This is a genomic window from Cohnella sp. 56 (assembly GCF_037963805.1).
Classification (GTDB): domain Bacteria; phylum Bacillota; class Bacilli; order Paenibacillales; family Paenibacillaceae; genus Cohnella.
In genome coordinates this window covers 212,865-237,398 of sequence record NZ_JAZDQE010000006.1, presented here as the reverse complement: position 1 = coordinate 237,398, position 24,534 = coordinate 212,865, and the positions used below count along the sequence as shown (strand labels likewise).

The following is a 24,534-nucleotide window of genomic DNA, read 5'->3' as shown; positions in this document are numbered from 1 at the left end:
ACAAAATGTATTGACTGTATAGTTGCCATACAGTTTATGATACAGCTATTGATACATCCATTGCCAACTCTGCGTGAGCCGAAGCGATCGCACAATCGGGAACGTACAGCCTGCTGGATGGCAGAACCCAAGGAGCAGTTATATATGACAATACCAAAAAAAGGCCGCCTGCTTAAAATCGTTTTACTTCTGTTAGCCGGGTTGTCGATCTTGCTATTTATTCGTTATGCCCCCGCCATTTTAGAAATATTATCGTCAATGGATAAATTCAGAGACTTTATTCGAGCCTCAGGAAACTGGGGACCTGTCATGTTCGTGCTTTTCCAGATTGTGCAGGTTGTCGTGGCCCCGATTCCGGGAGAAGTCGTGCAAATTGCCGGAGGCTACATTTATGGTGTAAGTCTTGGAACGATTTATACCACGATCGGCATGCTGCTGGGCGCAGCAATGGCTTTTTATTTCACGCGGCTGATCGGCCGTTCCTGGATTGAACGCTTGCTGGAAAATAAGAGCTACAAGTGGACGGCTGTTTTGAAAAATGAAAAAAAGCTGTCTGTATTTTTATTTATCTTTTTCATTATTCCGGGCCTGCCCAAGGATCTGCTGATCTATCTTGCCGCGTTGACGCCGATCGGCGCTATACGCTTTTTCACTTTGCTGCTGGTTGGCCGGCTGCCATGGCTGATAGCCTCCGTTGTGATTGGGACTAGCCTTCACCAAGAACAGTATGGCGTCGCGATCTTGATCGCCGGCATCTCTGTCGTAACGTTCGGTATCGGTTACTTTTACAAAAATAAATGGCTTGAACTATTCTCAAAATCGGAGAAGGAAAAACTGCCATGAATCGAAAGCGAGGAACTACCCATGCCAATTATTGAAACGAATCGATTGAGGCTGCGAAATTTTGCCGCGGCGGACGCTCCGGAATTTTTGGAATATGCGGCTCATCCCCGAGTGAATTGCTTCCTGAGCGACAAAACGCCGACATTGGAGGAAGCGGCTCTCAAGCTGCAAAAAAGAAGCGACGAGCATTCCTATCTTGCAGTCTGCCTGAAGGAAAGCAATGCGCTCATCGGAGAGCTGTTTTATATGCATGAGGAGCCTGATACGTATAGCGTCGGATGGAACTTCAATGCCCGATATGAGGGAATGGGATATGCCCGTGAAAGCGCGGAGGCTTTGCTGCATTATCTGTTTATGCAAAAGGAAGCCCGCAGGCTGTATGCATATGTCGAGGACGACAACGTAAGATCGCAAAGGCTGTGTGAAAAATTAGGCATGCGCAAGGAAGGCTGTTTTATCGAATTTATTTCTTTTACTAAATATGAGGACGGGACGCCCAAATACGAAAACACCTGCCAATATGCGTTGTTAAAGAGAGAGTGGCTTGCCCGGTGAAGCATGAAGAGGCATGCCTATCGCCGGAGAGATGATTGCATACGGGAAGCAGGGGCATCATTTACGAGCCGGCCCAGAAAACCGCCGCAATAAAGACAAGCTGAATGAGGGTGCGAGGGAGCAGCCTCGGAACGGGGCGTCCGCCGATCGTCAGCGCTGTCCGGGCCGCGCGGACATTGGCAGGGAACATGGCGAGGAACAGCAGCACCAGACAAATGGATGCCGGGCGGGAAGTGGCAGAGATCAGAATACCGATAGCGCCGGCGATCTCCAGCAGTCCTGTCGCCGTAACGATCCAATCCGGCTTCGGAAACGCCTTCGGTACCATGCGAACCAGGTCGGGACGTCTGCTCCCCCAATGGGCGGATGCGGCGAGGAGCAGCATGACGGCCACCGCGCCCTGCAACGGTGTATGCCAGCCTTCGAAGTAGGACACGCCGACTAGACCAAGCGCCTTGAAAAGTACAAATGCGGCGACAAGCGCATAAAAGGGGATCATCCTGTTTTTCTCCTTTCGTCCTAGAAGCCTTTCGTTACCGTGAGATACAAGATGACAATCGGCAATAGCGTAGCGACGACGCCGCAGATCGCCCATGAACGGGTAGCGCTCCGGTACGCAGCGGAGATCGTGCCGGCATGACGGCAGCCGTGACGATATTGCCGATGCTGATCAGGAAGCCGATCAGGTGGAGCGTCAATCAGCTATTCATAGAGAACAAACCTTTCGTTCTGCGCGACTCATCGGGCCTTCAGAAGCGCTGTAATGAAAGACGAGAAATCCTGCGCCGTATAAGCGGCCGATACATCCGGAATCGAGGCGCGTACGCGCAGACCGAAGGTCAGCAGAACAAACATTTCGGCTGTTTTGCCGGCATCGACCGCCTCGGGAATGACGCCATGCTGCTGCCCTGTTCTAATCCACTGCTCGGATAGCGATACCGACCGCTCATAATATCGTTTGAGCGCGTCCGCGACAATCGGTTCCTCCTCTTTTCCCAGCAAGTACATCAGCACCTTGTTCGTTACATCCGCATTTTCGTATGCGGAGATGCTCTCCGATATTTTCACCATCGGCTCGTCGAAAGAGCGGTGTCCTTGCTCCACTTCGTTCATAAACCGGTTGTTCGTGTCTTCCAGCCTCTCCTGCAGCACCCAGACAAAAATCTCGTCCTTGCTCTTCACATAGTGGAATATCGCCCCCTTGGATAGTCCCGATTTGTCCATCATGTCCTTCATGGTGATCGAGGCGCATCCCTTTTCTTGAATCAGCTGTATGGCGGCGTCGAGCAGGAGGCTTTTCGTTTGCTGCCTGCGATCTTCCTGTTTCATCGGTGTCGGCGTCTCCTGTCTGATATTGTATAATCATATTATATAAACCGACCATCGGTTTGTAAATAGAAATGAGAAAACCGACCTGAGCTTTCTGTCAGGCCGGGCGGCACTCGCATCAGCTATGCTTGAACAGCATCGCCCGCCGAACCGATCAGGCGGATGACGATGTTCGGTATCGCCAGCAGCAGCACGATGGAGCCGTAGACGCCGATCGTGTAGCCGGACGCGTATTCGAGCCCGAATCCGCCGCTTGCCGCCGATGCAATCAGATGAATCGCCATGTTCGTGAAGCAGAACGCGTAGCTGCGAATCATCCAGTTCCGGTGGCGAACGATATGTTTCCTTTTGATCTGGAATAGCGCCATGACGGTGATCGACAGCCAGAGTATATTCAGCGCATTGAAGCCCATGCTGACCGCCCGGCTCCTGTGGCGTATGGCGCCATATAGCCGGAGGTCAGCACAACGATTAGGACGGACAGCAGATAGACGTAGCCGTTCGCGCGATGGAGCTTGCGGCTCTTCGCGAAGAGCCGGCTGGAGAAGTTGATCAGTCCGGCCGCCATAGCGGTGCAGGCGAGGGCGACATGAACGTGCATGACGTTCAGCCAGACCGGCAGGTTAAGCGCGCGCTTCAGATCGGTCTTATGACTGAGGAAGCGCTCGGCTCCCGGTTCGAGCAAATCATTTTTTGCCAGGGCATATACGATAAATGCAAGGCTGACGCAGACCAGCAGCCCGAACCATAATGGACGTTTTTTCATACGACTCCCCTTTTTGGCGTCTTCCTGCCGCAGTGCCTGCATCAGCGCAGCCTGCGGCCCGTTAACCTGGATGCCGGCAGAATGCCGGCCTTGGCGCTGCCGATCATGTGATCCCCGTCGACGGCGACCTCGAACTTCAGATTCAGGCGCATCGGCTTCGAGACCCGCATCGACCATGACAGCTTGTCGCCCGCCATTGAGGGGTTCAGCAGCTCGACCGTCTCCCCGCCTTGCGTGGCGGTGCCCTGAATACAGCCGGTGCGGGTGGCGATGGAGAGCCTGACCGCAAGCTTCCCGACGGGAGTCGCGATCGTCGTATCCCACTCCCCGTCGAAGACGAACGAGCGCTCGCCGACGCTAGCCGTAGCGGCGTCCGCCGCATCCGCCGGGACGACGGCTTCGCTCGTCCGCTCCTCGTCTACGGCCGGCGGGCGCATGACGGGAGCCAGCCCGTGCGCCCGCCACACCGTCCCTCTCCGCTCGTATTCGAACAGCCGCTCGACCTCGTGGGCGATGCGCGGCCCCAGCTCGCGATCGACCAGGTACAGGGCGACGTCGAGTCCAGAGGTGACGCCGCCTCCGCTAACCAGGCTGCCGTCGTCGACGACCCGCGCCGGGACGGGGATGGCGCCGGTCGCTCCGAATATGTCCATGCCCAGACGATGCGTGACCGCATGCCGGCCCTCCAGCAGCCCGCCCATCGCCAGGAGCAGGGAGCCTCCGCATACGGTGGCGACCAGGACGTCCGGGCGGTCCAGCACCTGCCTCATCAGCCCGGTCAAGTCCGTGAGCATGGCCCGCCCGAGAATCGCCGGGACGGTATCGTCTCCGTCGCCGTCTACGCCGCCGGCGGCGCCGGGCACGAGAATGATGCCGCCGCGCCCCGGAGAGAGCCGGCCGCTCGCCTCGATCCGCAGCCCGCCTGTGCCGCTCGGGACGGACCTCGGTCCTTCGGCGGTGACAAGCTCCACAGTTACGGCGTTATCCGAATAGATCGCGGCTGCGCCGAACACCTCGTAGGGCGCGAGGGCGTCCAGCAGATCGAAGCCGTCGAAAAGCACAATTTGCACGTTTAGCATATAGGTATCCTCCTGTAGTTCTGGGCTGGCGCGGGACGTCGCGAGCAACGCCGGCAGCGCGCTATATGAAGCCTAACAGCCGAATATCCCGAACGTAGGGGCCAAAAGGTAACAGATCGGTAAACATCCCGTCACAAAATGCGTCGCACGATGGGTCTGGACCGGCAACGTGATAAACTGAAGGCGAAGGTGGGATGATCATGGTTGAAACCCATACGGTGCTCGTCGTGGACGACGACCCGAGCATTGTCGATCTGCTAAGGGACTTTCTGGAGAATGAACGCTACAACGTGCTGACCGCTCATGACGCCGCCGCCGCGCTGGCCGCGCTTCAGGCGCAGCCGGTTCACTGCATCGTGCTCGACGTCATGATGCCGGGTCAGAGCGGCTTCGAGCTGTGCCGCCGCATCCGCGCGGAGAGCGACGTGCCGATTCTGTTCTTGAGCGCCAGGGGGGACGACGTGGACAAGATCCGGGGACTGACGCTCGGCGGCGACGACTACATCGTCAAGACCGCCTCGCCCGGCGAGATCGTCGCCCGGGTGAAGGCGGTGCTCCGGCGGACAGGCTCCCGGACGGAGACGGCGCAGCAGGTGCTGACGTACGGGCGTCTGAAGCTGGACCTGTCCGCGAGAGAGGTGTTCGTGGCAGGCGTCAGCGTCTCCCTGACCCCAAAGGAATACGAGCTGCTGCGATGGTTCGCGGAGCACCCGAGGCTCGTCTTCACCTACGAGCAGCTGCTGAACCGGTTCTGGGACGGCGTCGGCGACAAGCACACGATCCGCGTCCATCTGGGCCGGCTTCGCGACAAGATTGAGGCCGATCCCGAGCATCCGCGCTGCCTGGTCAACGTCTGGGGCGTCGGCTACCGATTTGAGGGAGGTTGACATGAGAAGGCTGCGCATTCGCACGTACGCTTTGATCGGCCTGTATATTTTGCTTGCGCTGCCTTGGACGCTTCTGCTCGCCGTGCGCCTCGCCGAGAACGGATCTTTTCACCTCGGCCATAACGAGCCGCTGAGCCGGCAGCAGATCACGGCGATGATCGTCGGACTGCTCGCCGCGCTGTGCCTGATCGGGCTCGGACTGCGCAAGCATATTCTGACGCCGCTCGAGAAGCTCGGCCTGGCGGCCCGCCGGATCGGCGGGGACGATTGGGACGTCCGGCTGCCCGCCTCGCGGATCGCGGAGATCGCCGATGTCCGCGACGGCTTCGAGGCGATGCTGGAGGGGCTGCGCAGCTCGCATCGCAAGCAGGCGGAGCTGGAGGAGGAGCGGCGGTTCGTCATCGCCGCCGTCGCCCACGATCTGCGGACGCCGCTGTTCGCGCTGCGAGGCTATCTGGACGGGCTGGAGCAGGGCATCGCCCAATCGCCGGAGCAGATGGCGAAGTACGTGGCCGTCTGCAAGGAGAAGTCGGTCCAGCTGGACCGGCTGGTCGAGGATCTGTTCGCCTTCGCCAAGCTGGAATATACGGAGGCGGAGACGGAGACGAAGACGGACGACAGCCGGATCGATCTTCGGCTCGTGCTGCACAAGGCGGTCGAGGGGCTCGGCCCGCTGGCCCGCGCCAAGGAAATCGCCGTCATCCCGGCGCTGGCCGAGGAGGAATGCGCCGTTCGGGGGGATGCCCACCTGCTGGAGCGCGCCTTCGCCAATCTGCTCGACAACGCCGCGAGGCATACGCCTGTACGCGGCTCGATTGTCGTGCAATGCCGCAGGCAAGGGGACAGCATCCGCTTCGCGATCCGGGACACGGGGCCGGGCTTCGGCCCGGAGGAGCTGCCCCGCGCGTTCGAGCCGCTGTACCGGGGCGAACAATCGCGGAACCGGTCCACGGGCGGCGCCGGACTGGGGCTGACGATCTCGCGCCGCATCCTTCGGCGTCACGGGGGAGAGCTGGCTGCGGGCAACCACCCCGAAGGGGGAGCGCTGCTGTCGGGATGGCTGCCCGGCGCTTAGCGAACACTTCGCTGCGCCATAGTATCCTCCAGGTAACTCCCTCACGCCAAAGTGCCTACTTACGCAAAGACGGGGATGACACTACAATAGGCTAGAGCCAAGCAACAACAACTTTTCTGAAGGAGAGATCATTCCATGGAGCTTCAATTGGCGCTGGATCTTGTAGACATCCCCGGAGCGAAGCAAGTCGTCGCGGAAGTGGCGGAGTATATAGACGTTGTGGAGATCGGCACGCCTGTCGTCATCAACGAGGGGCTCAGAGCGGTCAAGGAAATCAAGGCGGCATTCCCGTCGCTGCGCGTATTGGCCGATCTGAAAATTATGGACGCAGGCGGCTATGAGGTCATGAAAGCATCCGAGGCGGGAGCGGATATCATCACCGTGCTGGGCGCGTCGGACGATTCGACGATCCGGGGCGCCGTCGAGGAAGCGCGGAAGCAAAACAAAAAAATTATGGTCGATATGATCAATGTGAAGGACATTGAAGGCCGGGCCCAAGAGATCGATGCGCTTGGCGTGGATTACATCTGCGTCCACTCCGGCTACGACCATCAGGCGGCAGGCAAAAACTCCTTCGAGGAGCTGACGGCGATCAAACGTGTCGTCAAACAAGCCAAAACGGCGATTGCGGGCGGCATCAAGCTGGACACGCTGCCGGAAGTCATCAAAGCCCAGCCCGATCTCGTCATTGTCGGCGGCGGCATTACCGGCGAGGCGGACAAGAAGGCCGCAGCGGCCGAGATGAAACGATTGGTCAGCCTGGCCTGACCGCATGGCAGCGATCAACTATGCCGCCGAGATCGTCAAGGAGCTCCAGCGGTCCGCAGCGCTAATCGCCGACGCGGAAGCCGGGACATTGGCCGACCTCCTGCTGCAAGCGAACCGTGTATTTGTCGTCGGCGCAGGAAGATCGGGGCTGATGGGACGGGCATTCGCCATGCGGCTGATGCATGCGGGGATCAGCGCTTATGTGGTCGGCGAGACGATCACGCCCGGCATCGACCAGGGCGATGTCCTGATCGTCGGGACGGGCTCGGGGGAGACGAGAAGCCTGATCCCGATGGCCCAACAGGCGAAAAGTCTCGGCGCATCACTCGTGGCCGTCACCATCGCGCCCGAATCGACGATCGGGAGACTGGCGGACGCGGTAGTGAAGCTGCCGGGCTCGCCTAAGGCTCAGGCAAGCGGCAGCTCTGCGTCGATTCAGCCGATGGCTTCGCTGTTCGAACAGACGCTGCTGATCTTTTACGACGCCGTCATCCTCAGCCTGATGGACAGACAGGGGCAAGATGCCGACCGGATGTACGGCAGGCATGCCAACCTGGAATAAGTCTCCTCGCCGGCCGTATGCCTGACCTGGTCCCCGCCGTTTATGGCGGGGGCTTTTCTTTAGTTTCCAAATGGCAGGTATAAACTTTTACATCCTGTAGTCTCTCATTGTATACTGTCGGGAGGAGGGGATGACGATGGCGACGGAGATCAAAGATCGGATCGACTTGACGACGATCAACTGCGAGAAGGAATTGACGCTGGCCGTAATCGGAGGCAAGTGGAAATTAATCATTTTGTGGCATCTCGGTCTGGAAGGGACCAAACGGTTCAGCGAGCTGAAAAAGTTGATTCCCCACATTACGCAAAAAATGCTGACCAATCAGCTGCGCGAGCTGGAGGAAGATCAGCTGGTCTTCCGCAAAGTGTACCCCGTCGTCCCGCCCCGGGTAGAATATACGTTGACGGAGCATGGCGAGAGTCTCATTCCCGTATTGAAGATGATGTACAATTGGGGCAAAAGCTACGGAGAACAGGTCATCTGGAAAGAAGGCCGACCGGGCTCCGAAGCCGCCACCGCAGACGCGTGACCGTCGCGTTCAGCCAACGCTAATTTTTTTCCTCACGCGCACGTCGCTGCATGTACGTTCCTTCTTTCCTGAACAGGTCGATAAAGTTCCGGGCCGTGTTGGACAGGCGATGATTTTTGAGCCAGATCAGCCCGAGCGGGGAAGACATCCCGACGGCCGGCGCGATTTTGTACGCCTGAACGGGGAACTTCCGGTACTGGTGAAGCAGCGACTCCGGAACGATCGACGAACAGAAGTCAGTCGCCACCAGCTCCATCAGCAGCGCGATGTCCGAGCATTCGCCCGCCATAGGCGGATGCAGACCGAGCCTGGAGTAGGCTTCCAGGATCGCATAATGCACGCCCAACCCCTGTGTGCTCGGCAGCAGGAGCCGCTCGTTCATCAGGTCCGCGAGTGTCACCCCATCGTGTCCGAACCGTTGACGGCTCCGGGAAGCGATCCAATAAAACGGTTCGGTGTACAGATGGACGACGGAGAAGTCGTCCAGTTCCAGCGGCAGCCGTACGAATGCGAATTCGATGGCCCGGTCGCGGACCAGCCGGCACAGGTGAGCGGACTCGTTTTGCTGAATTTTGTAGGTCACCTTCGGATAACGCTGCTGGAATCGATGCAAAATATCGGACAAGTCGGCAACCGAGAACGTATTGACCCCCATCGTTAACCGGCCGTTCACGCCGTCTCCGACTTCCTTCACCTCCATTTTCGCCTCCTGCATCAACTGATCCATTTGCAGCGCATAGGCGTACAACGTTTTTCCCGCATCCGTGACTTCCATGGATTTGCCGCTTCTCTCGACCAGCAGCGTGCCGAGCTCCTCCTCCATGGCCTTCAACTGCTGGCTTAACGGCGGCTGGGACAGATGCAGTCTCCTCGCCGCGGCCGATATGCTTTTCTCCTCCACAATCGCGATAAAATAGCGCAGCTGCTTGATATCCATCGTGACAGACGCTCCTTCTCATATATACGGAAATCATATGGATCGCTTATTTTTAATATATTTTTCGTTTGGCTTCCTTCATGTTAGCATACTTGTTAAGCATGCGGCGAAGGAGGAACTGAAATGGCGGAAAAGGCTTGCTGGTTGACGAATGTACGGCTGGAAACCGGCTATCGGTACGACAACGGCACCGTAGCCGGGACAGAGACGGCGCTGTTCCATATACAGATCGCAGACGGGAAAATAAGCGATATCGTTCCCGCGGACGAGCCGCTGGAGACGAATGTGCCCAGGCGGGATGCGAATGGGGCGCTTATGCTGCCCGCGTTCCGCGATATGCATATTCATCTGGATAAAACCTACTATGGCGGCCCGTGGAAGGCGCCGACGATTGCCGCGAGGGGCATATGGACGAGGCTGGAGGAGGAGCGGAAGCTGCTGCCGCGCTTGCTGCCCGTTGCCAGGGAGCGGGCGGAGAGGCTGCTGGAGTTGCTCATTCAGGCCGGCTCGACCCGTATCCGCACACATTGCAATGTCGATCCTATCGTCGGACTTAAAAATCTGGAGGCTACGCTTCAGGCCGCAGAAACCTATAAAGGAAGGGCTGCGGTCGAAATCGTGGCTTTTCCGCAGCATGGGCTGCTGCGCAGCCAATCCGTATCGCTCGTAAGGGAAGCGCTGCGGAGCGGGGCCGGCATCGTCGGGGGCGTCGATCCCGCAACCGTGGACGGCAATATCGAGAAGTCGCTGCACACGGTCATGGAGCTTGCGGTGGCTGCGGATGCGGACATCGATCTTCATATCCACGATCCGGGCCAGCTCGGCATTTTTACCTTTCAGCGATTGGCCGCGTTGACGGAGGAGGCCGGTTGGCAGGGCAGAGTCAACATCAGTCATGCGCTGGCATTGGCCGATATTCCGCCCGAAGAGGCAGGCCGGGTTGCGGAGCTGCTGGCGCGTCAGGGGATTACGATCACCTCCTCCGTGCCGCTCGGGAAGACCATTCCGATCCCGCTCTTGTCCGACAAGGGGCTGCGGATATCTCTCGGCGACGACAGCATCACGGATCACTGGTCTCCGTTCGGCAAAGGCGACAGCCTTGAAAAAGCGGGCATCCTGGCGGAGCGGTTCGGCCTCAGGGACGAACGTTCCCTCGGGCAAGCTCTGCGGTATATTACGGGCGGCGTAACCCCATTAGATCCGCAAGGGCGGCGCTTGTGGCCGAATGCCGGAGACGATGCCGATCTCGTCCTCGTTGCTGCCAGCTGCTCCGCCGAAGCGGTCGCCCGCAGAGCCGGGCGGGTCGCGGTATTTTTTCAGGGGAATCAAGTGGCCGGAGAGCTTGGAGCGCAGCATGCAGAGAGGATGAGATTCGTTGAATAAAACCTACTGGTTAACCAATGTCCTGCTGGAAACGGGATATCAAGTGGAAAACGGTATGATCGCGGGTACTCGGACCGAATGCCGTCATCTCCTGATACAGGACGGGAAGGTGGCGAAGATCGTCCCGGCAGTAGAACCCGTGTCGGATGAACATTCAGTCCTGGATGCGAAAAAGCTGCTGGCGCTGCCTTCATTCGTCGAACAGCATTGTCATCTGGACAAAACGCTGCTTGGCGATCGCTGGCGCGCGACAACACCGGCCGGCAGCATCTTTGAGCGGCTGGAGATCGAGAAGCAAGTGCTGTCTGCTGTATCGACGCCGACGCAAATGCGTGCGGAGCGGCTGCTCGATATTTATTCGAGGTCGGGCGTCACGCATGTGCGCACGCATGTCGATGTGTATCCGGAGGTCGGCTTGGACAACCTGGAGCAGGTGAAGCGGGCGCTGCAGACGTTCGAAGGGAAGCTGTCCTCCGAGATCGTTGCTTTCCCGCAGCACGGTTTGTTGCGATCCAAGTCGAAGCAGCTGGTCAGGGAAGCCCTTCGCCAAGGCGCGAGTCTTGTCGGCGGCGTCGATCCGGCCACGGTGGACGGCGATCCCGAAGCTTCCCTGCAGGAGATGGTGGAGCTCGCCGTAGCAGGCAATGCGGGCATCGACCTGCACTTGCACGACGCCGACCATCTCGGCATCTTTACGATCAAGCGATTGGCTCAGCTGACGATAGAAGCCGGCTTGCAAGGCAAGGTTGCCGTCAGCCATGCCTTCGCGCTGGGGGACATCTCGCAGGCGCAGGCGGAAGACATGGGAGCGCTGCTGGCGGATGCAGGCGTCGCAATCATTACCAGCGTACCGATCAACCGAAGGTTTCCGCCGGTCGGCCTGCTGCGCAGGAAGGGGGTCGCGGTCGCCGTCGGCTGCGACAATATTATGGATGTGTGGTCGCCCTTCGGCAACGGGGACATACTGGAACGCGCCGGACGTCTGGCCGAATTGTCGGGATGGGCCGATGAGCGGGCGTTAGCCCGGACACTGCCCTTCATCACCGGCGGCACAATGCCGTTGGACGAGGATGGCGAAGTCGCGTGGCCCAAGGTCGGAGACGATGCGGATATGGTACTCGTCGAAGCTTCATGCTCGGCCGAAGCGGTCGCGAGAAGATCGAAGCGTGCCGCTACGATGTTCAGAGGCGGGATCGCAGCGGGGACAATTGAATAGCAGCGAATGGGGGACGCGCACTGTGCGTCTCTTTTTGTTATGCCGGCCGGGCATTCGAGATTGCACGAGGGGCTTGCCGTCAAGCTGGCGGACCTGCATCGGGCGGAGCAGCCGTCCGTATAGTCCGATCGGGCCGTGCCAGGAGCATTGCAATACGAGCCGCTATGAAGATGTATACTGAAGCTTGCTGCCGGATTGACCGGGGAGCAAGCTTTCTTTTTCGAATTCGACAAAAATAAAAGAAATCATGCCTGATTGTCGAAATAGTATGTATACGAGCCTGAAGTGGTTGTCTATTAAAGTGAAGAGGAGCCTGGCCACGATGATTCGAGTGCTGCTCGTGGACGATGAAGAAGATGCGTTGGATCTGCTGGAGATATTGCTCGGCCAGATCGGGGGCGTCGAGGTTGTCGGCAGATACGTTAATCCGATGCAAGCGATCGACGCCGCAGCGCATACGGCTGTCGATGCGGTGCTGCTGGACAATCAGATGCCGGGCATGAAAGGGACGGAAGTCGCGAGAGCGATCCGGCAAACATCGCCGCACATTCCCGTTGTATTCACGACGGCATATGCGGAGTATGCGGTGGAAGCGTTCGAGATTCAGTCGACCGACTATCTGCTCAAGCCGGTCACGAAGGAGAGATTGCAGCATGCGGTCGATCGCATCGAGCAGTCGCTGGCCGCATCGTCGATGAAGGCGTTCCGGCATACGGACGCTCCCTTCGCGATCCGGTGTCTGGGCGGGTTCCATATCCAATCGCCGGACCACAGTCATTCCATGACTTGGAGAACGAAGAAGGAAAGAGAGCTTTGCGCGTATCTCGTCCACCACGAGGGAAGGCCCGTGAACACCGCATCGATCATCGAAGCGCTGTGGCCCGGATACGACCTGAACAAAGCCAAGACGTATTTGTATACTTGCTTGTCCTACTTGAGAAAAAGCCTGGCCGACTATGGCATCCCGATTCAGATCCATAAAACCGATCAAGGCTTCATTGCCGCGTGCGACGGATTGACGGCCGACGTGTCGGCATTCGAGCGTATGCTGCGCGCCGCGGTGTCAGAGGCCCACACGGATCATCGGCAATACGACCGGCTGAACCGGTTGTTCAAGGGCGAATATATGGAAGCCTGCGATTACGGCTGGGCTGCTCCCAGGCAGCTGGAGATCAAGGCTGCGTATATTCGCGCGCTTCGGGGATGGCATGCTTATTTTCATAGCCGGGGCCATGCGGCGCTCGCCGTCGACAGCATCCAGCGCATCCTGACGCTGGCGCCGGATTCGGAGGCGGACGGCCGCGAGCTGATCCAGCTGCATATGGCGGCGGGCAACCGCAATGAGGCGCTGCGCGTCTATCTCCAGCTGGAGCAAGCGGTGCGGGTCCAGTTGGGCGCGGAGCTGGAGGAGGAGACGGTCCGTCTGATCCGGCAATCGATTCATCCTGCAGAACGGCTGGCACGAGGCGTCCGATGAGAAAAAAATGGGCTGCCGTCGTCGTCACCTTTTCCATCCTTTTCGCCACCTATGGCTTGATGTTTGCCTACATTTCCAGTCAACGGCATCAGACGCCGATCGCGGTCAGCGGAGCGCTGGATCTGACTTCCTGGTCGTTCGCGCAGGACGGAGTCGTGCCGCTGGACGGAGAGTGGGAGTTTTATCCGGGCCGGCTGCTGACGCACGAAGACTTTGTGCGCTCCGCCGCTGTCTCGTCCGCGACGTCCATCCAAGTGCCCGGCACGTGGTCGAGCCGGATGAAGACGATCGGGATGGCCACATATCGTCTGCGGCTGCATCTGGGCGATACCGCCGAGAAGATGTACGGGTTAAAAACGGCGTCCGTGCAAATCTCGAATCGGCTCATCGTCAACGGAGAGACGGTCGGCTCCAGCGGGAATCCGGCGGACAAGCGGGATTACTTCGCGCTGAACAAGCCCTATGTGAGTTATTTCAAGCTGCAGCCGGGCTGGAACGAGCTTCTCTTCCAAGTTGCCAACTACGACTTTACCGGCGGCAGCGGGATCAACGACTCCGTTTTTCTGGGGACGTCCGAGCAAATCGCGGGGCTAAGGGACCGGGCGCTGACGCACGACTGGGTGACCGTTACCGCCTTTCTCATCATGGGCCTCTACTTCGTCGGGCTGTACGCGCAGCGCAAGCACGATCGTTCTCTGCTCGTATTCGGCTTGATGTGCATGTGCATCGCTATGTTCACGAGCACCAGAGGCGAGCGGGTGCTGTTCGATGCGGTCGGCGAGATGCCGTTCTGGCTTTACCTGCGCCTGCAGATGATCTCGGCGCTCGGGGGCGGCTTCGGTTTTTGCCTGTACGTGTACACCGCCTTCCGTCCGTTTTGCTCCAGAAGGCTTGTCCGCAGCACCTTGATCGCCGGATGGACGCTCGCTCTCCTGTATTTGGGCTTTGCGACCGAGATGTCGACGATGCTGTCCGTGCTGCTGCGGCAGCTGACGACGCTGTACGTTCTCTTCTCGCTGCTGTATGCCACCTACATATTCGTATTGGCCGCCCTGCACAAGGTCGAGGGGAGCCGGTACTTGCTGCTGGCGGCGATCGCCCTGAACGTACTGACGTTGAAGCAGAACATGAACATCTACTTCGGCGTGGAGGTGTATACGCTCGCGCCGTTCGAGCCGTTCCTCGTACTATTGATGCTGGCGCTGCTCATGTCGCTCCGGTTTTCGAACGCTTTCCGCAAGATCGAGGACCTGTCGGGGCAGCTGCTTAGAGCGGACAAGATGAAGGACGACTTCCTGCTGCGGACGTCTCATGAGTTCAAGTCGCCGCTTCACGGCGTGATGAACATCTCCCGGTCCTTGCTCGAGGATGCCGCACATCCGCCGACGCCGGGCCAACGGGAGAAGATCGAGTTGATCGGCGGGATTACAAGCAGGCTGTCGCAGCTTGTGTACGATATTCTGGATTTCTCGAAGCTCAAGCAGGGCGAGCTCCGCATCGAGCCCGCACCGACGGACGTACGGTCGGCCGTGGAGGTCCAGGTGCGCATCTACGCTTATCAGTGCTTCGAACGTCACATACAGCTGTCGAACCAAGTACCTCCCGGTCTGTCCGCAGCGCTCGCCGACGAGATACGGCTGAGCCAGATCATCGGCAATCTGCTGGACAATGCGGTCAAGCATACGGAGAACGGCAGCATCGTCGTGACGGCGGCGGAGCAGGGCGGCATGATCGAAGTGACCGTACGCGATACGGGAGAAGGCATCGACCCGGGCGACCTTCCCTACATATTCGAGCCGTTCAAATCGAGCGACAGCGCGGCACGGCGCGGCTTCGGACTGGGATTGTCCATCGCGAAGCAGCTGGTCGAGCTGCAGGGAGGCACGCTCAGAGCGGATTCGACGCGAGGGGGCGGCTCGGCGTTCGCCTTCACGCTGCCGGTCGCGGATCGGGGCAAGGAAGCGAGAGCGGTCCGTACGGACGACCGGATCACGCCCAAGCAGACCGAATATTCATTTGTCACGCCCTACGATTCGAATCGTCAGGGGGAGCATACCGTGCTGATCGTCGACGATCAATTCGTCAATCTGAGAGTGCTGCTGGACGCGCTTCAATCGCTCGACTACCGGGTGATCGCGGTCAAGAACGGGTACGAGGCGCTGGCGCAGATCGACGGACCGAACCGGATCGACCTCGTCATTCTCGATCTCATGATGCCGGGCATGTCGGGCTACGAGGTGTGCCAGGAGATCCGCAAGCGCTACTCGCTCCTTGAATTGCCCGTGCTGATGGTGACGGCGGCGATCCAGCCCAAGGACAAGGTAGTGGCCTTCCAGGCGGGGGCCAACGACTACTTGCCCAAGCCCTTCGATATCGAGGAGATGAAGGCGCGGATCGGCAGCCTGCTGGCGATGAAGGCGTCGCTCGCCAAAGCGATTCATCTCGAGGTGGCCTTTTTGCAATCGCAGATCAAGCCGCATTTTTTGTACAATGTGCTCAACAGCATCGTGGCCTTGAGCTACACGGATGTGGAGCGGTCGCGCAAAATGATCACGGATCTGGCCGATTACCTGCGCGGCAGCTTCCGGTTCAGCAATGCGGAGGGGCGCATCCCGTTCGACGAGGAGTATCAGCTGATCCGGGCGTATGTCGATATCGAGCAGGCGCGATTCAAAAATCGGATCCGGTTCGAGACCGGCATCGCAGAAGCCGCGTTCGGACTGCGAATACCGCCCCTCTTGCTGCAGCCGCTCGTGGAGAATGCGATCCGTCACGGCATCGGCGACCGCATCGAGGGCGGTACGGTGAATTTCTCGGCGATCGAGGCGGATGGAGAGTGGCGGTTTGTCGTCGCGGACGACGGTGTCGGCATCGAGCCGGATCGGTTGGATGGGCTGCTGGAGCGCCCGCAATCGGACGGGCCGCAGGGCGTCGGCTTGCTCAATATCAGCAAACGATTGAAGCATGAGTACGGGGTGCAATTGGAGGTGCAAAGCGATCCGGGCGCCGGAACGAAGGTAACGGTGCGAATCCCGGCTTCGTCGATGGTATCTTAGGCTCCGAGCCCATATAGACGCAACGAAGGTTCTCGCCTGACGATGGCGGGAGCCTTTTTTGCATGGAGTAAATTGTCGTTTTTTAAGGTTTCTTTAAGGTGCCGTCAGCTATGCTGATCTCATTCGAAGAACGGATGAAACTCACATATGAAGGCAGTGCCGAGAGGAGAAATAAAGATGCGTGTCTATCGTAAATTCAGTCTGATCGCAATATGCTTGCTGGTGTGCAGCGCGGCGATCGGGTGGCCGGCGGGCAGGGCCGCGGCAGCGGGCGCCTTGAAGTGGGAAAATGTGCATGCGCCGATTCACAACGCATACACCAATATCGTTGGTTTGACCTCCGTCACGTATGGGGACGGGAAATATGTGGCGGTCGGAGAAAGTGCTACGATAACGACTTCTACGGATGGTGTAACGTGGACGGGCGTTATTCATAACTTGAGTGTCACCGAGAAGTTGGTAAGTGTCGCATACGGCAACAATATGTACGTCGCAATCGGCACATCCGGCGCCGTCGTGTATTCGAGCAATGCGCTGAGCTGGACAAAAGTCAGTACGGGCATATCCGGCGGGCTGTACGAAATCCAATATCTGAACGGGAAGTTCTGGGCGACAGGCGCGAACGGATTGCTGATGTCCTCCGATAACGGCACGACATGGACGAAGAACAACGCGATCTACATTAAAGCATCGACGGCGGAGCTCACGAGCATCGGCTATGGCGGGGGCAAATATATCGTAGGCGACATTGCCGGAAAGGTGTACGAATCGACGGACGGAGGAGCGACCTGGAGCGGCGCCAAGTCCATACTGACGAATACGGCCAATATTGCCTCCATCCGGATGATGAACGGACAATTTTTCGTTACGACAGGCTCAACCAACAGCTATCGCTCTGCGGACGGTACGAGCTGGACCAGCATCGGAACGACGGATTCGATCATCGATTCGGACTATGGCAACGGCAAGTACGTATTGATGGGCTACGGAGAAAATGTGTATACGTCCACCGACGGAATCGCGTTCACGAAGCAAATCCGCAATGGCACCAGCACGACGAGAGACGTGGTGTTCGGCGACGGCAAATTCGTCGCGGTCGGCGACGGCGGCATCATTGCGTACTCCACGGACGGCATCGCCTGGACGGTAGCGACGCCGCTTATTCTCGACATGCTCGAGAACAATGGTCTGTATGTAGCCGTCGTCGTCAACAACAACAGTTTATTTTCGGCTTCGGGTGCCATCATGACCTCCAGCGACCTGCGTCATTGGACCGTACGCTTGAATACGGTCTCCGGCGTCAGCTTCTCAAGCATCGCATACAGCGGGCAGAAGTATGTAGCCGTCGGCAAAGGGGGCAAGATCTATACTTCCCTCGACGCCTATTCCTGGAGTCCGGCAACGCCGGTCACGACGGAGGATCTGAGCGGCGTCGATTATGTGAACGGCCGCTTCATGGCGGGGAGCACCAAAGGCACTTATCTGACCTCCACCGACGGCAGCGTCTGGGTCAAGAAGACGTTCCCTTCGCAACTAAGCAACTCTACGATCAAATCGTTTGCTTATGGCAACGGCGTGTATATCGCAGTAGGCACCCGCACCATTGTGTCGCAAGTAGCTTATCAAATGGCCTACTCAACGGACGGAGTGAACTGGACGGCGGTCTCGATGCCCGGCATCAGCGTCAATCTGAACGATGTCGTATACGGAGACAATCTATTCGTCGCAGTAGGCAGCAACTCGTATATATTTTCTTCTCCCGACGGACTGACCTGGACTGAACGTAAGACGACGTCCGGCATAGATCTGACGACAGTCGCTTACGGTGCCGGATATTATGTCGCCGCAGGCTATCGGAATACGATATTGTCTTCTCCCAACGGACAGACATGGACGGCGGAGAGTCCGTCCGTGTCCGTCTATGTGACGAATGCGCTGCATGACGGCAGCCGGTTCGTCATGTCCGGATACAGCGCCACGATTATGACCGCCAGCACCAGTCCGCCGTCGTTCACGAGCCAGCCGACGGACAAGTCGGTTCAGGCGGGGGAGAGCACCAGTCTGGAAGCCCAGGTCACGGGTGCGTGGACGTATCAATGGCAGGTGAAGCAAGCGCCGTCGACGACATTCGTCCCGATCAGCAACAACGGGACATACAGCGGGGCTACGACCGCGACGCTGAGCATTAACGCGGCGACGGCAGGCATGAACGGCAATCAGTATCGTCTCGTGACGAAAGGAGCTATATCGTCGGAGACGATCTCGGACGTTGCGACGCTGTCGGTAGCGGCGCCCGTTGCTGTGCCGGGCGCACCGACAGGCGTGACGGCGACGGCCGGAGACGGCCGGGCGGAGATCGGCTTCACGGCGCCTGCCAGCGACGGGGGCAGCGCGATCACGCTGTACACGGTCACGGCCAGCCCGGGCGGAGCGACAGCTACGGGAACGGCGAGTCCGATCACGGTGACCGGCCTGACGAACGGAACCGCGTATACGTTCACGGTAACAGCGAAGAACGCTGCGGGCGACTCGGCGGCATCCGCGGCGTCTGCAGGCGTAACGCCGGCAGCGCCGGAGGCGACGCCTGCGGCGGAGATCGACTATGTCGGCGAGAAGCTGACGGGTCTGGTGCCGGGTGAAGCGTACACCGTGAACGGCACGAGCGCGACGGCGGACGCGAGCGGCAAGCTGGCGCTGGAAGGCAGCTGGATCGGCACGACGCTGTCGATCGTGAAGAAGGGTAACGGCACGAATCTGGCCGACTCGGCTGCGCAGTCGCTCGCGGTACCGTCGCGGGCAGCGGCGCCGACGGGCGTGGGCAAGACGGACGAGTCGTATCCGGGTGCGGGCGACGGCACGCTGACGGGCGTGACGAATGAGCTGGAGTACAAGCTCAACAGTGATAGCGGATGGACGAGCATCACCGGCACAAAGGTAGAGAATCTGCTGCCTGGTACGTACGAGGTACGAACGAAGGCGACTGCGACGACGTTCGCAACAGTGTCGGTCACGGTGACGATCGCAAGCGTGGCTGCGACACCGGAAACGACGCCGGCGGCGGAGGTCGACTATGTCGGCGAGAAGCTGACGGGTCTGGTGCCGAATGGCAAGTACACGGTGAACGGCATGAGCGCGACAGCGGATGCGAGCGGCAAGCTGGCGCTGGAAGGCAGCTGGATCGGCACGACGCTGTCGATCGTGAAGAAGGGCAACGGCACGAATCTCGCCGACTCGGCTTTGCAGTCGCTGGCGGTACCGTCGCGAGCAGCGGCGCCGACGGGTGTGGGCAAGACGGACGAGTCGTATCCGGGCGCGGGCGACGGCACGCTGACGGGTGTGACGAATGAGCTGGAGTACAAGCTCAGCGCCGATAGCGGATGGACGAGCATCACCGGCACAAAGGTGGAGAATCTGCTGCCTGGTACGTACGAGGTACGAACGAAGGCGACTGCGACGACGTTCGCAACAGTGTCGGTCACGGTGACGATCGCAAGCGTGGCTGCGACACCGGAAACGACGCCGGCGGCGGAGGTCGACTACGTCGGCGAGAAGCTGACGGGTCTGGTGCCGAATGGCAAGTACACGGTGAACGGCATGAGCGCGACAGCGGATGCGAGCGGCAAGCTGGCGCTGGAAGGCAGCTGGATCGGCACGACGCTGTCGATCGTGAAGAAGGGCAACGGCACGAATCTCGCCGACTCGGCTTTGCAGTCGCTGGCGGTACCGTCGCGAGCAGCGGCGCCGACGGGTGTGGGCAAGACGGACGAGTCGTATCCGGGCGCGGGCGACGGCACGCTGACGGGTGTGACGAATGAGCTGGAGTACAAGCTCAGCAGCGATAGCGGATGGACGAGCATCACCGGCACAAAGATAGAGAATCTGCTGCCTGGTACGTACGAGGTACGAACGAAGGCGACTGCGACGACGTTCGCAACAGTGTCGGTCACGGTGACGATCGCAAGCGTGGCTGCGACGCCAGAAGTGACGCCTGCGGCGGAGATCGACTATGTCGGCGAGAAGCTGACGGGGCTGACGCCGAATGGCAAGTACACGGTGAACGGCGCGAGCGCGACGGCGAACGCGAGTGGCGAGCTGGCGCTGGAAGGCAGCTGGATCGGCACGACGCTGGCGATCGTGAAGAAGGGCAACGGCACGAACCTGGCCGACTCGGCTGCGCAGTCGCTCGCGGTACCGTCGCGGGCAGCGGCGCCGACAGGCGTAAACCATACGGACGAGTCGTATCCTGGCGCGGGCGATGGCACGCTGACGGGTGTGACGGATGAGCTGGAGTACAAGCTCAGCAGCGATAGCGGATGGACGAGCATCACCGGCACAAAGATAGAGAATCTGCTGCCTGGTACGTACGAGGTACGAACGAAGGCGACTGCGACGACGTTCGCAACAGTGTCGGTCACGGTGACGATCGCAAGCGTGGCTGCGACACCGGAAGTGACGCCTGCGGCGGAGATCGACTATGTCGGCGAGAAGCTGACGGGGCTGACGCCGAATGGCAAGTACACCGTGAACGGCGCGAGCGCGACGGCGAACGCGAGTGGCGAGCTGGCGCTGGAAGGCAGCTGGATCGGCACGACGCTGGCGATCGTGAAGAAGGGCAACGGCACGAACCTGGCCGACTCGGCTGCGCAGTCGCTCGCGGTACCGTCGCGGGCAGCGGCGCCGACAGGCGTAAACCATACGGACGAGTCGTATCCTGGCGCGGGCGATGGCACGCTGACGGGTGTGACGAATGAGCTGGAGTACAAGCTCAACAGTGATAGTACGTGGACGAGCATCACCGGCACGACGGTGGCAAATCTGCTGCCTGGCACATACGAAGTGCGAACGAAGGCGACTGCGACGACGTTCGCAACAGCGTCGGTCACGGTGACGATCGCAAGCGTGGCTGCGACCCCGGAAACGACGCCTGCGGCGGAGATCGACTATGTCGGCGAGAAGCTGACAGGGCTGACGCCGAATGGCAAGTACACCGTGAACGGCACGAGCGCGACGGCGGACGCGAGGGGCGAGTTGGCGCTGGAAGGCAGCTGGATCGGCACGACGCTGGCGATCGTGAAGAAGGGCAACGGCACGAACCTGGCTGACTCGGCTGCGCAATCGCTCGCGGTACCGTCACGGGCAGCGGCGCCGACAGGCGTAAACCATACGGACGAGTCGTATCCAGGCGCGGGCGATGGCACGCTGACGGGTGTGACGAATGAGCTGGAGTACAAGCTCAACAGTGATAGTACGTGGACGAGCATCACCGGCACGACGGTGGCAAATCTGCTGCCTGGCACATACGAAGTGCGAACGAAGGCGACTGCGACGACGTTCGCAACAGCGTCGGTCACGGTGACGATCGCAAGCGTGGCTGCGACCCCGGAAACGACGCCTGCGGCGGAGATCGACTATGTCGGCGAGAAGCTGACAGGGCTGACGCCGAATGGCAAGTACACCGTGAACGGCACGAGCGCGACGGCGAACGCGAGCGGCGAGCTGGCGCTGGAAGGCAGCTGGATCGGCACGACGCTGTCGATCGTGAAGAAGGGTAACGGCACGAATCTGGCCGACTCGGCTGCGCAGTCGCTCGCGGTACCGTCGCGAGCAACAGCACCGACGGGTGTAAACCATACGGACGTGTCGTATCCGGGCGCGGGCAACGGCACGCTGACGGGTGTGACGAGCGAGATGGAATACAAGCTCAGCGCCGATAGCGGATGGACGAGCATCACCGGCACGACGGTGGCGAATCTGCTGCCTGGCACATACGAAGTGCGCACTAAAGCGACTGCGACGACGTTCGCAACGGAGTCCGTGACGGTGACATTGTCGGGAACACCGGCGACACCGGAAGTAACGCCGACGGCGGAGATCGACTACGTCGGCGAGAAGCTGACGGGTCTGACACCGAATGGCAAGTACACGGTGAACGGCACGAGCGCGACGGCGAACGCGAGCGGCGAGCTGGCGCTGGAAGGCAGCTGGATCGGCACGACGCTGTCGATCGTGAAGAAGGGTAACGGCACGAATCTGGCCGACTCGGCTGCGCAGTCGCTCGCGGTACCGTCGCGAGCAACAGCACCGACGGGTGTAAACCATACGGACGAGTCGTATCCGGGCGCGGGCGACGGCACGCTGACGGGTGTGACGAGCGAGATGGAATACAAGCTCAGCGCCGATAGCGGATGGACGAGCATCACCGGCACGACGGTGGCGAATCTGCTGCCTGGCACATACGAAGTGCGCACTAAAGCGACTGCGACGACATTCGCAACGGAGTCCGTGACGGTGACATTGTCGGGAACACCGGCGACACCAGAAGTGATGCCGACGGCGGAGATCGACTACGTCGGCGAGAAGCTGACGGGTCTGACGCCGAATGGCAAGTACACGGTGAACGGCACGATCGCGACGGCGGACGGCAGCGGCGAACTGGCGCTGGCCGGCGATTGGATCGGCCAGACGTTGTCCATCGTCAAGCAGGGCAACGGCAAGACGACGGCCGATTCGTCGGCACAGTCGCTCGTCGTTGCATCCCGTCCTGCGGCGCCTGAAGTCGCGGCGGACGATGTCAACAATGCGATCCTTCATCTTGATATGACGATGGAATACGCAATGGATGGGGGACCGTTCGTCAGGTATGACGGTGCGAGCTTGCCGGATCTGTCCGGCGCGCATACGGTCAAGGTCAGATTGGCAGCCACAGGCTCGCGGCCGGCCGGGGCGACGGTTACGATCAGCTTTACCACGAATCCGGTGAATCCGTCGTATCCGAACGATGTGACGATCCCGGCCAATACGGAGCAAGCGGTAGAGGTATGGGTGAACGGCAAGGCGGAGAATGCGGGCAAGGCCTCGACCAGTGAAGTCGAGGGCATCAAGACAACCCGAATCGCCGTCGATCCCGACCGATTGCAGCGCAAGCTGGAGGCGGAAGGCCGGCATGCCGTCGTGACGATTCCAGTGCGGTCGAGCTCGGACGTCATTGTCGGAGAATTGGGCGCCCAAACCGTCAAAAACATGCAAGAACTCGAGGCTACGCTCGTTATTCAGACGGACAGAGGCAGCTACACGCTGCCAAGCCGCCAGATCAACCTCGACGATGTGGCCAGGCAGCTGGGCGGACAATCGAAGCTTGCGGACATCACAATCGAAGTGACGATCGCGGAGACGACGAATCCGATGCAACAGTTGGCGGCCAGAGCGGCAGCGGATCGCGGATTTACCGTCATTGCTCCGCCAGTCGACTTCAAGGTCGCCGGCACCTATGGCGGGAAGACGATCGAGATCACTCGGTTCACCGCATACGTACAACGCACCGTCGCGCTGCCGCAGGGTATCGACCCGTCCAAGATCACGACCGGCGTTGTCGTGGAAGCGGACGGCAGCGTCAGGCATGTGCCGACTCAGGTTCAGATTGTCGACGGAGTGTACTACGCTGTCATCAACAGCCTGACCAACAGCACGTACGGCGTAATCTGGAATTCGTTGGCGTTTGCGGACATGGAGCGGCATTGGGCACAGGGCGCCGTTAACGACATGGCATCGCGTCTTGTTGTCAATGGCATCAGCGAGACGAGCTTCAATCCCGATGCGGACGTTACGCGTGCGGAATTCGCGGCGATCATCGTGCGCGGACTCGGGTTGAAATTGAACGACGGTGCCAATCCATTCAATGACGTAACGTCCGGCTCCTGGTATGAAGGTGCGATCCGGACAGCGGCAGCGTACGGATTGATTGCCGGCTTTGCGGACGGCACATTCCGCCCGAACGAGAAGCTCACGCGGGAGCAGGCGATGACGATGCTGTCCAGAGCGATGGAAGTTACCGGACTGACAGACAAGCTGGCCGCTTCGCCGGCGGATGCGACGCTTCAAATGTTCGAGGATGCGGGAGGCGTATCCGCATGGGCGCGCAGCGGCGTGTCATACAGCGTGCAGGCGGGCATCGTGAGCGGTAGAAGCGCGCATAAGCTTGCGCCGAAGGCAAACATGACCCGCGCCGAAGTTGCGGCGATTGTGCAGAGACTTTTGCAGCAATCCGGTCTGATTTAATAGAGCGAACGGCTCGC

16 protein-coding genes and 1 pseudogene are annotated in these 24,534 nt (G+C 59.8%); 12 read left to right on the top strand and 5 right to left on the bottom strand.

The genetic code is table 11. From position 1 onward, the window contains the following. Positions 1-144 precede the first annotated feature (144 nt). The gene (locus VQ071_RS13460; protein ID WP_340514524.1) at positions 145-843 is read left to right on the top strand and encodes a TVP38/TMEM64 family protein; all 699 of its coding nucleotides are present in this window, start codon (positions 145-147) and stop codon (positions 841-843) included. A 21-nt stretch (positions 844-864) separates the two neighbouring features. Continuing rightward, the gene (locus tag VQ071_RS13455; RefSeq protein ID WP_340514523.1) at positions 865-1,398 is read left to right on the top strand and encodes a GNAT family N-acetyltransferase; all 534 of its coding nucleotides are present in this window, start codon (positions 865-867) and stop codon (positions 1,396-1,398) included. A gap of 61 nt (positions 1,399-1,459) precedes the next feature. Here the strand turns inward: VQ071_RS13455 and VQ071_RS13450 are convergent, their stop codons facing one another. The 4 genes and pseudogenes from VQ071_RS13450 to VQ071_RS13435 form a co-directional block, all read right to left on the bottom strand. Next, positions 1,460-1,897 (bottom strand): DoxX family protein, encoded by a 438-nt coding sequence (locus VQ071_RS13450; RefSeq protein WP_340514522.1) that lies wholly within the window; start codon positions 1,895-1,897, stop codon positions 1,460-1,462. Positions 1,898-2,136: 239 nt separating this feature from the next. Then, the gene (locus VQ071_RS13445) at positions 2,137-2,727 is read right to left on the bottom strand and encodes a TetR/AcrR family transcriptional regulator (protein ID WP_340514521.1); all 591 of its coding nucleotides are present in this window, start codon (positions 2,725-2,727) and stop codon (positions 2,137-2,139) included. 122 nt (positions 2,728-2,849) lie between these two features. Beyond that, positions 2,850-3,493 (bottom strand): annotated as a pseudogene (locus VQ071_RS13440) (DUF2306 domain-containing protein). 41 nt (positions 3,494-3,534) lie between these two features. Next, positions 3,535-4,572: a DJ-1/PfpI family protein gene (locus VQ071_RS13435; protein WP_340514520.1), complete on the bottom strand. Its 1,038-nt coding sequence runs from the start codon at positions 4,570-4,572 to the stop codon at positions 3,535-3,537. A 200-nt stretch (positions 4,573-4,772) separates the two neighbouring features. On the opposite strand from VQ071_RS13435, the gene VQ071_RS13430 reads away from it, so the two are divergent. The 5 genes from VQ071_RS13430 to VQ071_RS13410 all read left to right on the top strand — a co-directional run bounded on the left by VQ071_RS13430 (position 4,773) and on the right by VQ071_RS13410 (position 8,393). Further along, positions 4,773-5,459 (top strand): response regulator transcription factor, encoded by a 687-nt coding sequence (locus VQ071_RS13430; RefSeq protein WP_340514519.1) that lies wholly within the window; start codon positions 4,773-4,775, stop codon positions 5,457-5,459. A 1-nt stretch (position 5,460) separates the two neighbouring features. Beyond that, a complete protein-coding gene (locus VQ071_RS13425) occupies positions 5,461-6,534 on the top strand; it encodes a sensor histidine kinase (RefSeq protein WP_340514518.1) in 1,074 nt (357 codons plus the stop codon). A gap of 135 nt (positions 6,535-6,669) precedes the next feature. After that, complete coding sequence (gene hxlA / locus VQ071_RS13420) at positions 6,670-7,302, top strand: 3-hexulose-6-phosphate synthase (RefSeq protein ID WP_340514517.1); 633 nt, start codon at positions 6,670-6,672, stop codon at positions 7,300-7,302. Between the two features lie 4 nt (positions 7,303-7,306). Further along, positions 7,307-7,864 carry a 6-phospho-3-hexuloisomerase gene (hxlB, locus tag VQ071_RS13415; RefSeq protein WP_340514516.1) on the top strand — a complete coding sequence of 186 codons (558 nt, stop codon included), beginning with the start codon at positions 7,307-7,309 and terminating at the stop codon, positions 7,862-7,864. Between the two features lie 136 nt (positions 7,865-8,000). Beyond that, positions 8,001-8,393, top strand: coding sequence for a winged helix-turn-helix transcriptional regulator (locus tag VQ071_RS13410; protein ID WP_340514514.1), 393 nt, complete (start codon positions 8,001-8,003; stop codon positions 8,391-8,393). Positions 8,394-8,412: 19 nt separating this feature from the next. On the opposite strand, the gene VQ071_RS13405 is transcribed toward VQ071_RS13410, so the two are convergent. After that, positions 8,413-9,330 carry a LysR family transcriptional regulator gene (locus tag VQ071_RS13405; RefSeq protein WP_340514513.1) on the bottom strand — a complete coding sequence of 306 codons (918 nt, stop codon included), beginning with the start codon at positions 9,328-9,330 and terminating at the stop codon, positions 8,413-8,415. A gap of 123 nt (positions 9,331-9,453) precedes the next feature. Between VQ071_RS13405 and VQ071_RS13400 the strand changes: the two genes are divergently transcribed. From VQ071_RS13400 to VQ071_RS13380, 5 genes are all read left to right on the top strand, one after another. Beyond that, on the top strand, positions 9,454-10,713 hold the full coding sequence (locus VQ071_RS13400; RefSeq protein WP_340514512.1) for an amidohydrolase family protein: 1,260 nt from the start codon (positions 9,454-9,456) through the stop codon (positions 10,711-10,713). Continuing rightward, positions 10,706-11,929 (top strand): amidohydrolase, encoded by a 1,224-nt coding sequence (locus VQ071_RS13395; protein WP_340514511.1) that lies wholly within the window; start codon positions 10,706-10,708, stop codon positions 11,927-11,929. Before VQ071_RS13400 ends, VQ071_RS13395 begins: the two co-directional genes overlap by 8 nt. 322 nt (positions 11,930-12,251) lie before the next feature. Beyond that, positions 12,252-13,406 carry a response regulator gene (locus VQ071_RS13390; RefSeq protein WP_340514510.1) on the top strand — a complete coding sequence of 385 codons (1,155 nt, stop codon included), beginning with the start codon at positions 12,252-12,254 and terminating at the stop codon, positions 13,404-13,406. Then, positions 13,403-16,462 (top strand): ATP-binding protein, encoded by a 3,060-nt coding sequence (locus VQ071_RS13385; RefSeq protein WP_340514509.1) that lies wholly within the window; start codon positions 13,403-13,405, stop codon positions 16,460-16,462. Before VQ071_RS13390 ends, VQ071_RS13385 begins: the two co-directional genes overlap by 4 nt. A 177-nt stretch (positions 16,463-16,639) precedes the next feature. After that, positions 16,640-24,517 (top strand): S-layer homology domain-containing protein, encoded by a 7,878-nt coding sequence (locus tag VQ071_RS13380; RefSeq protein WP_340514508.1) that lies wholly within the window; start codon positions 16,640-16,642, stop codon positions 24,515-24,517. The last annotated feature ends 17 nt before the right edge of the window (positions 24,518-24,534 follow it).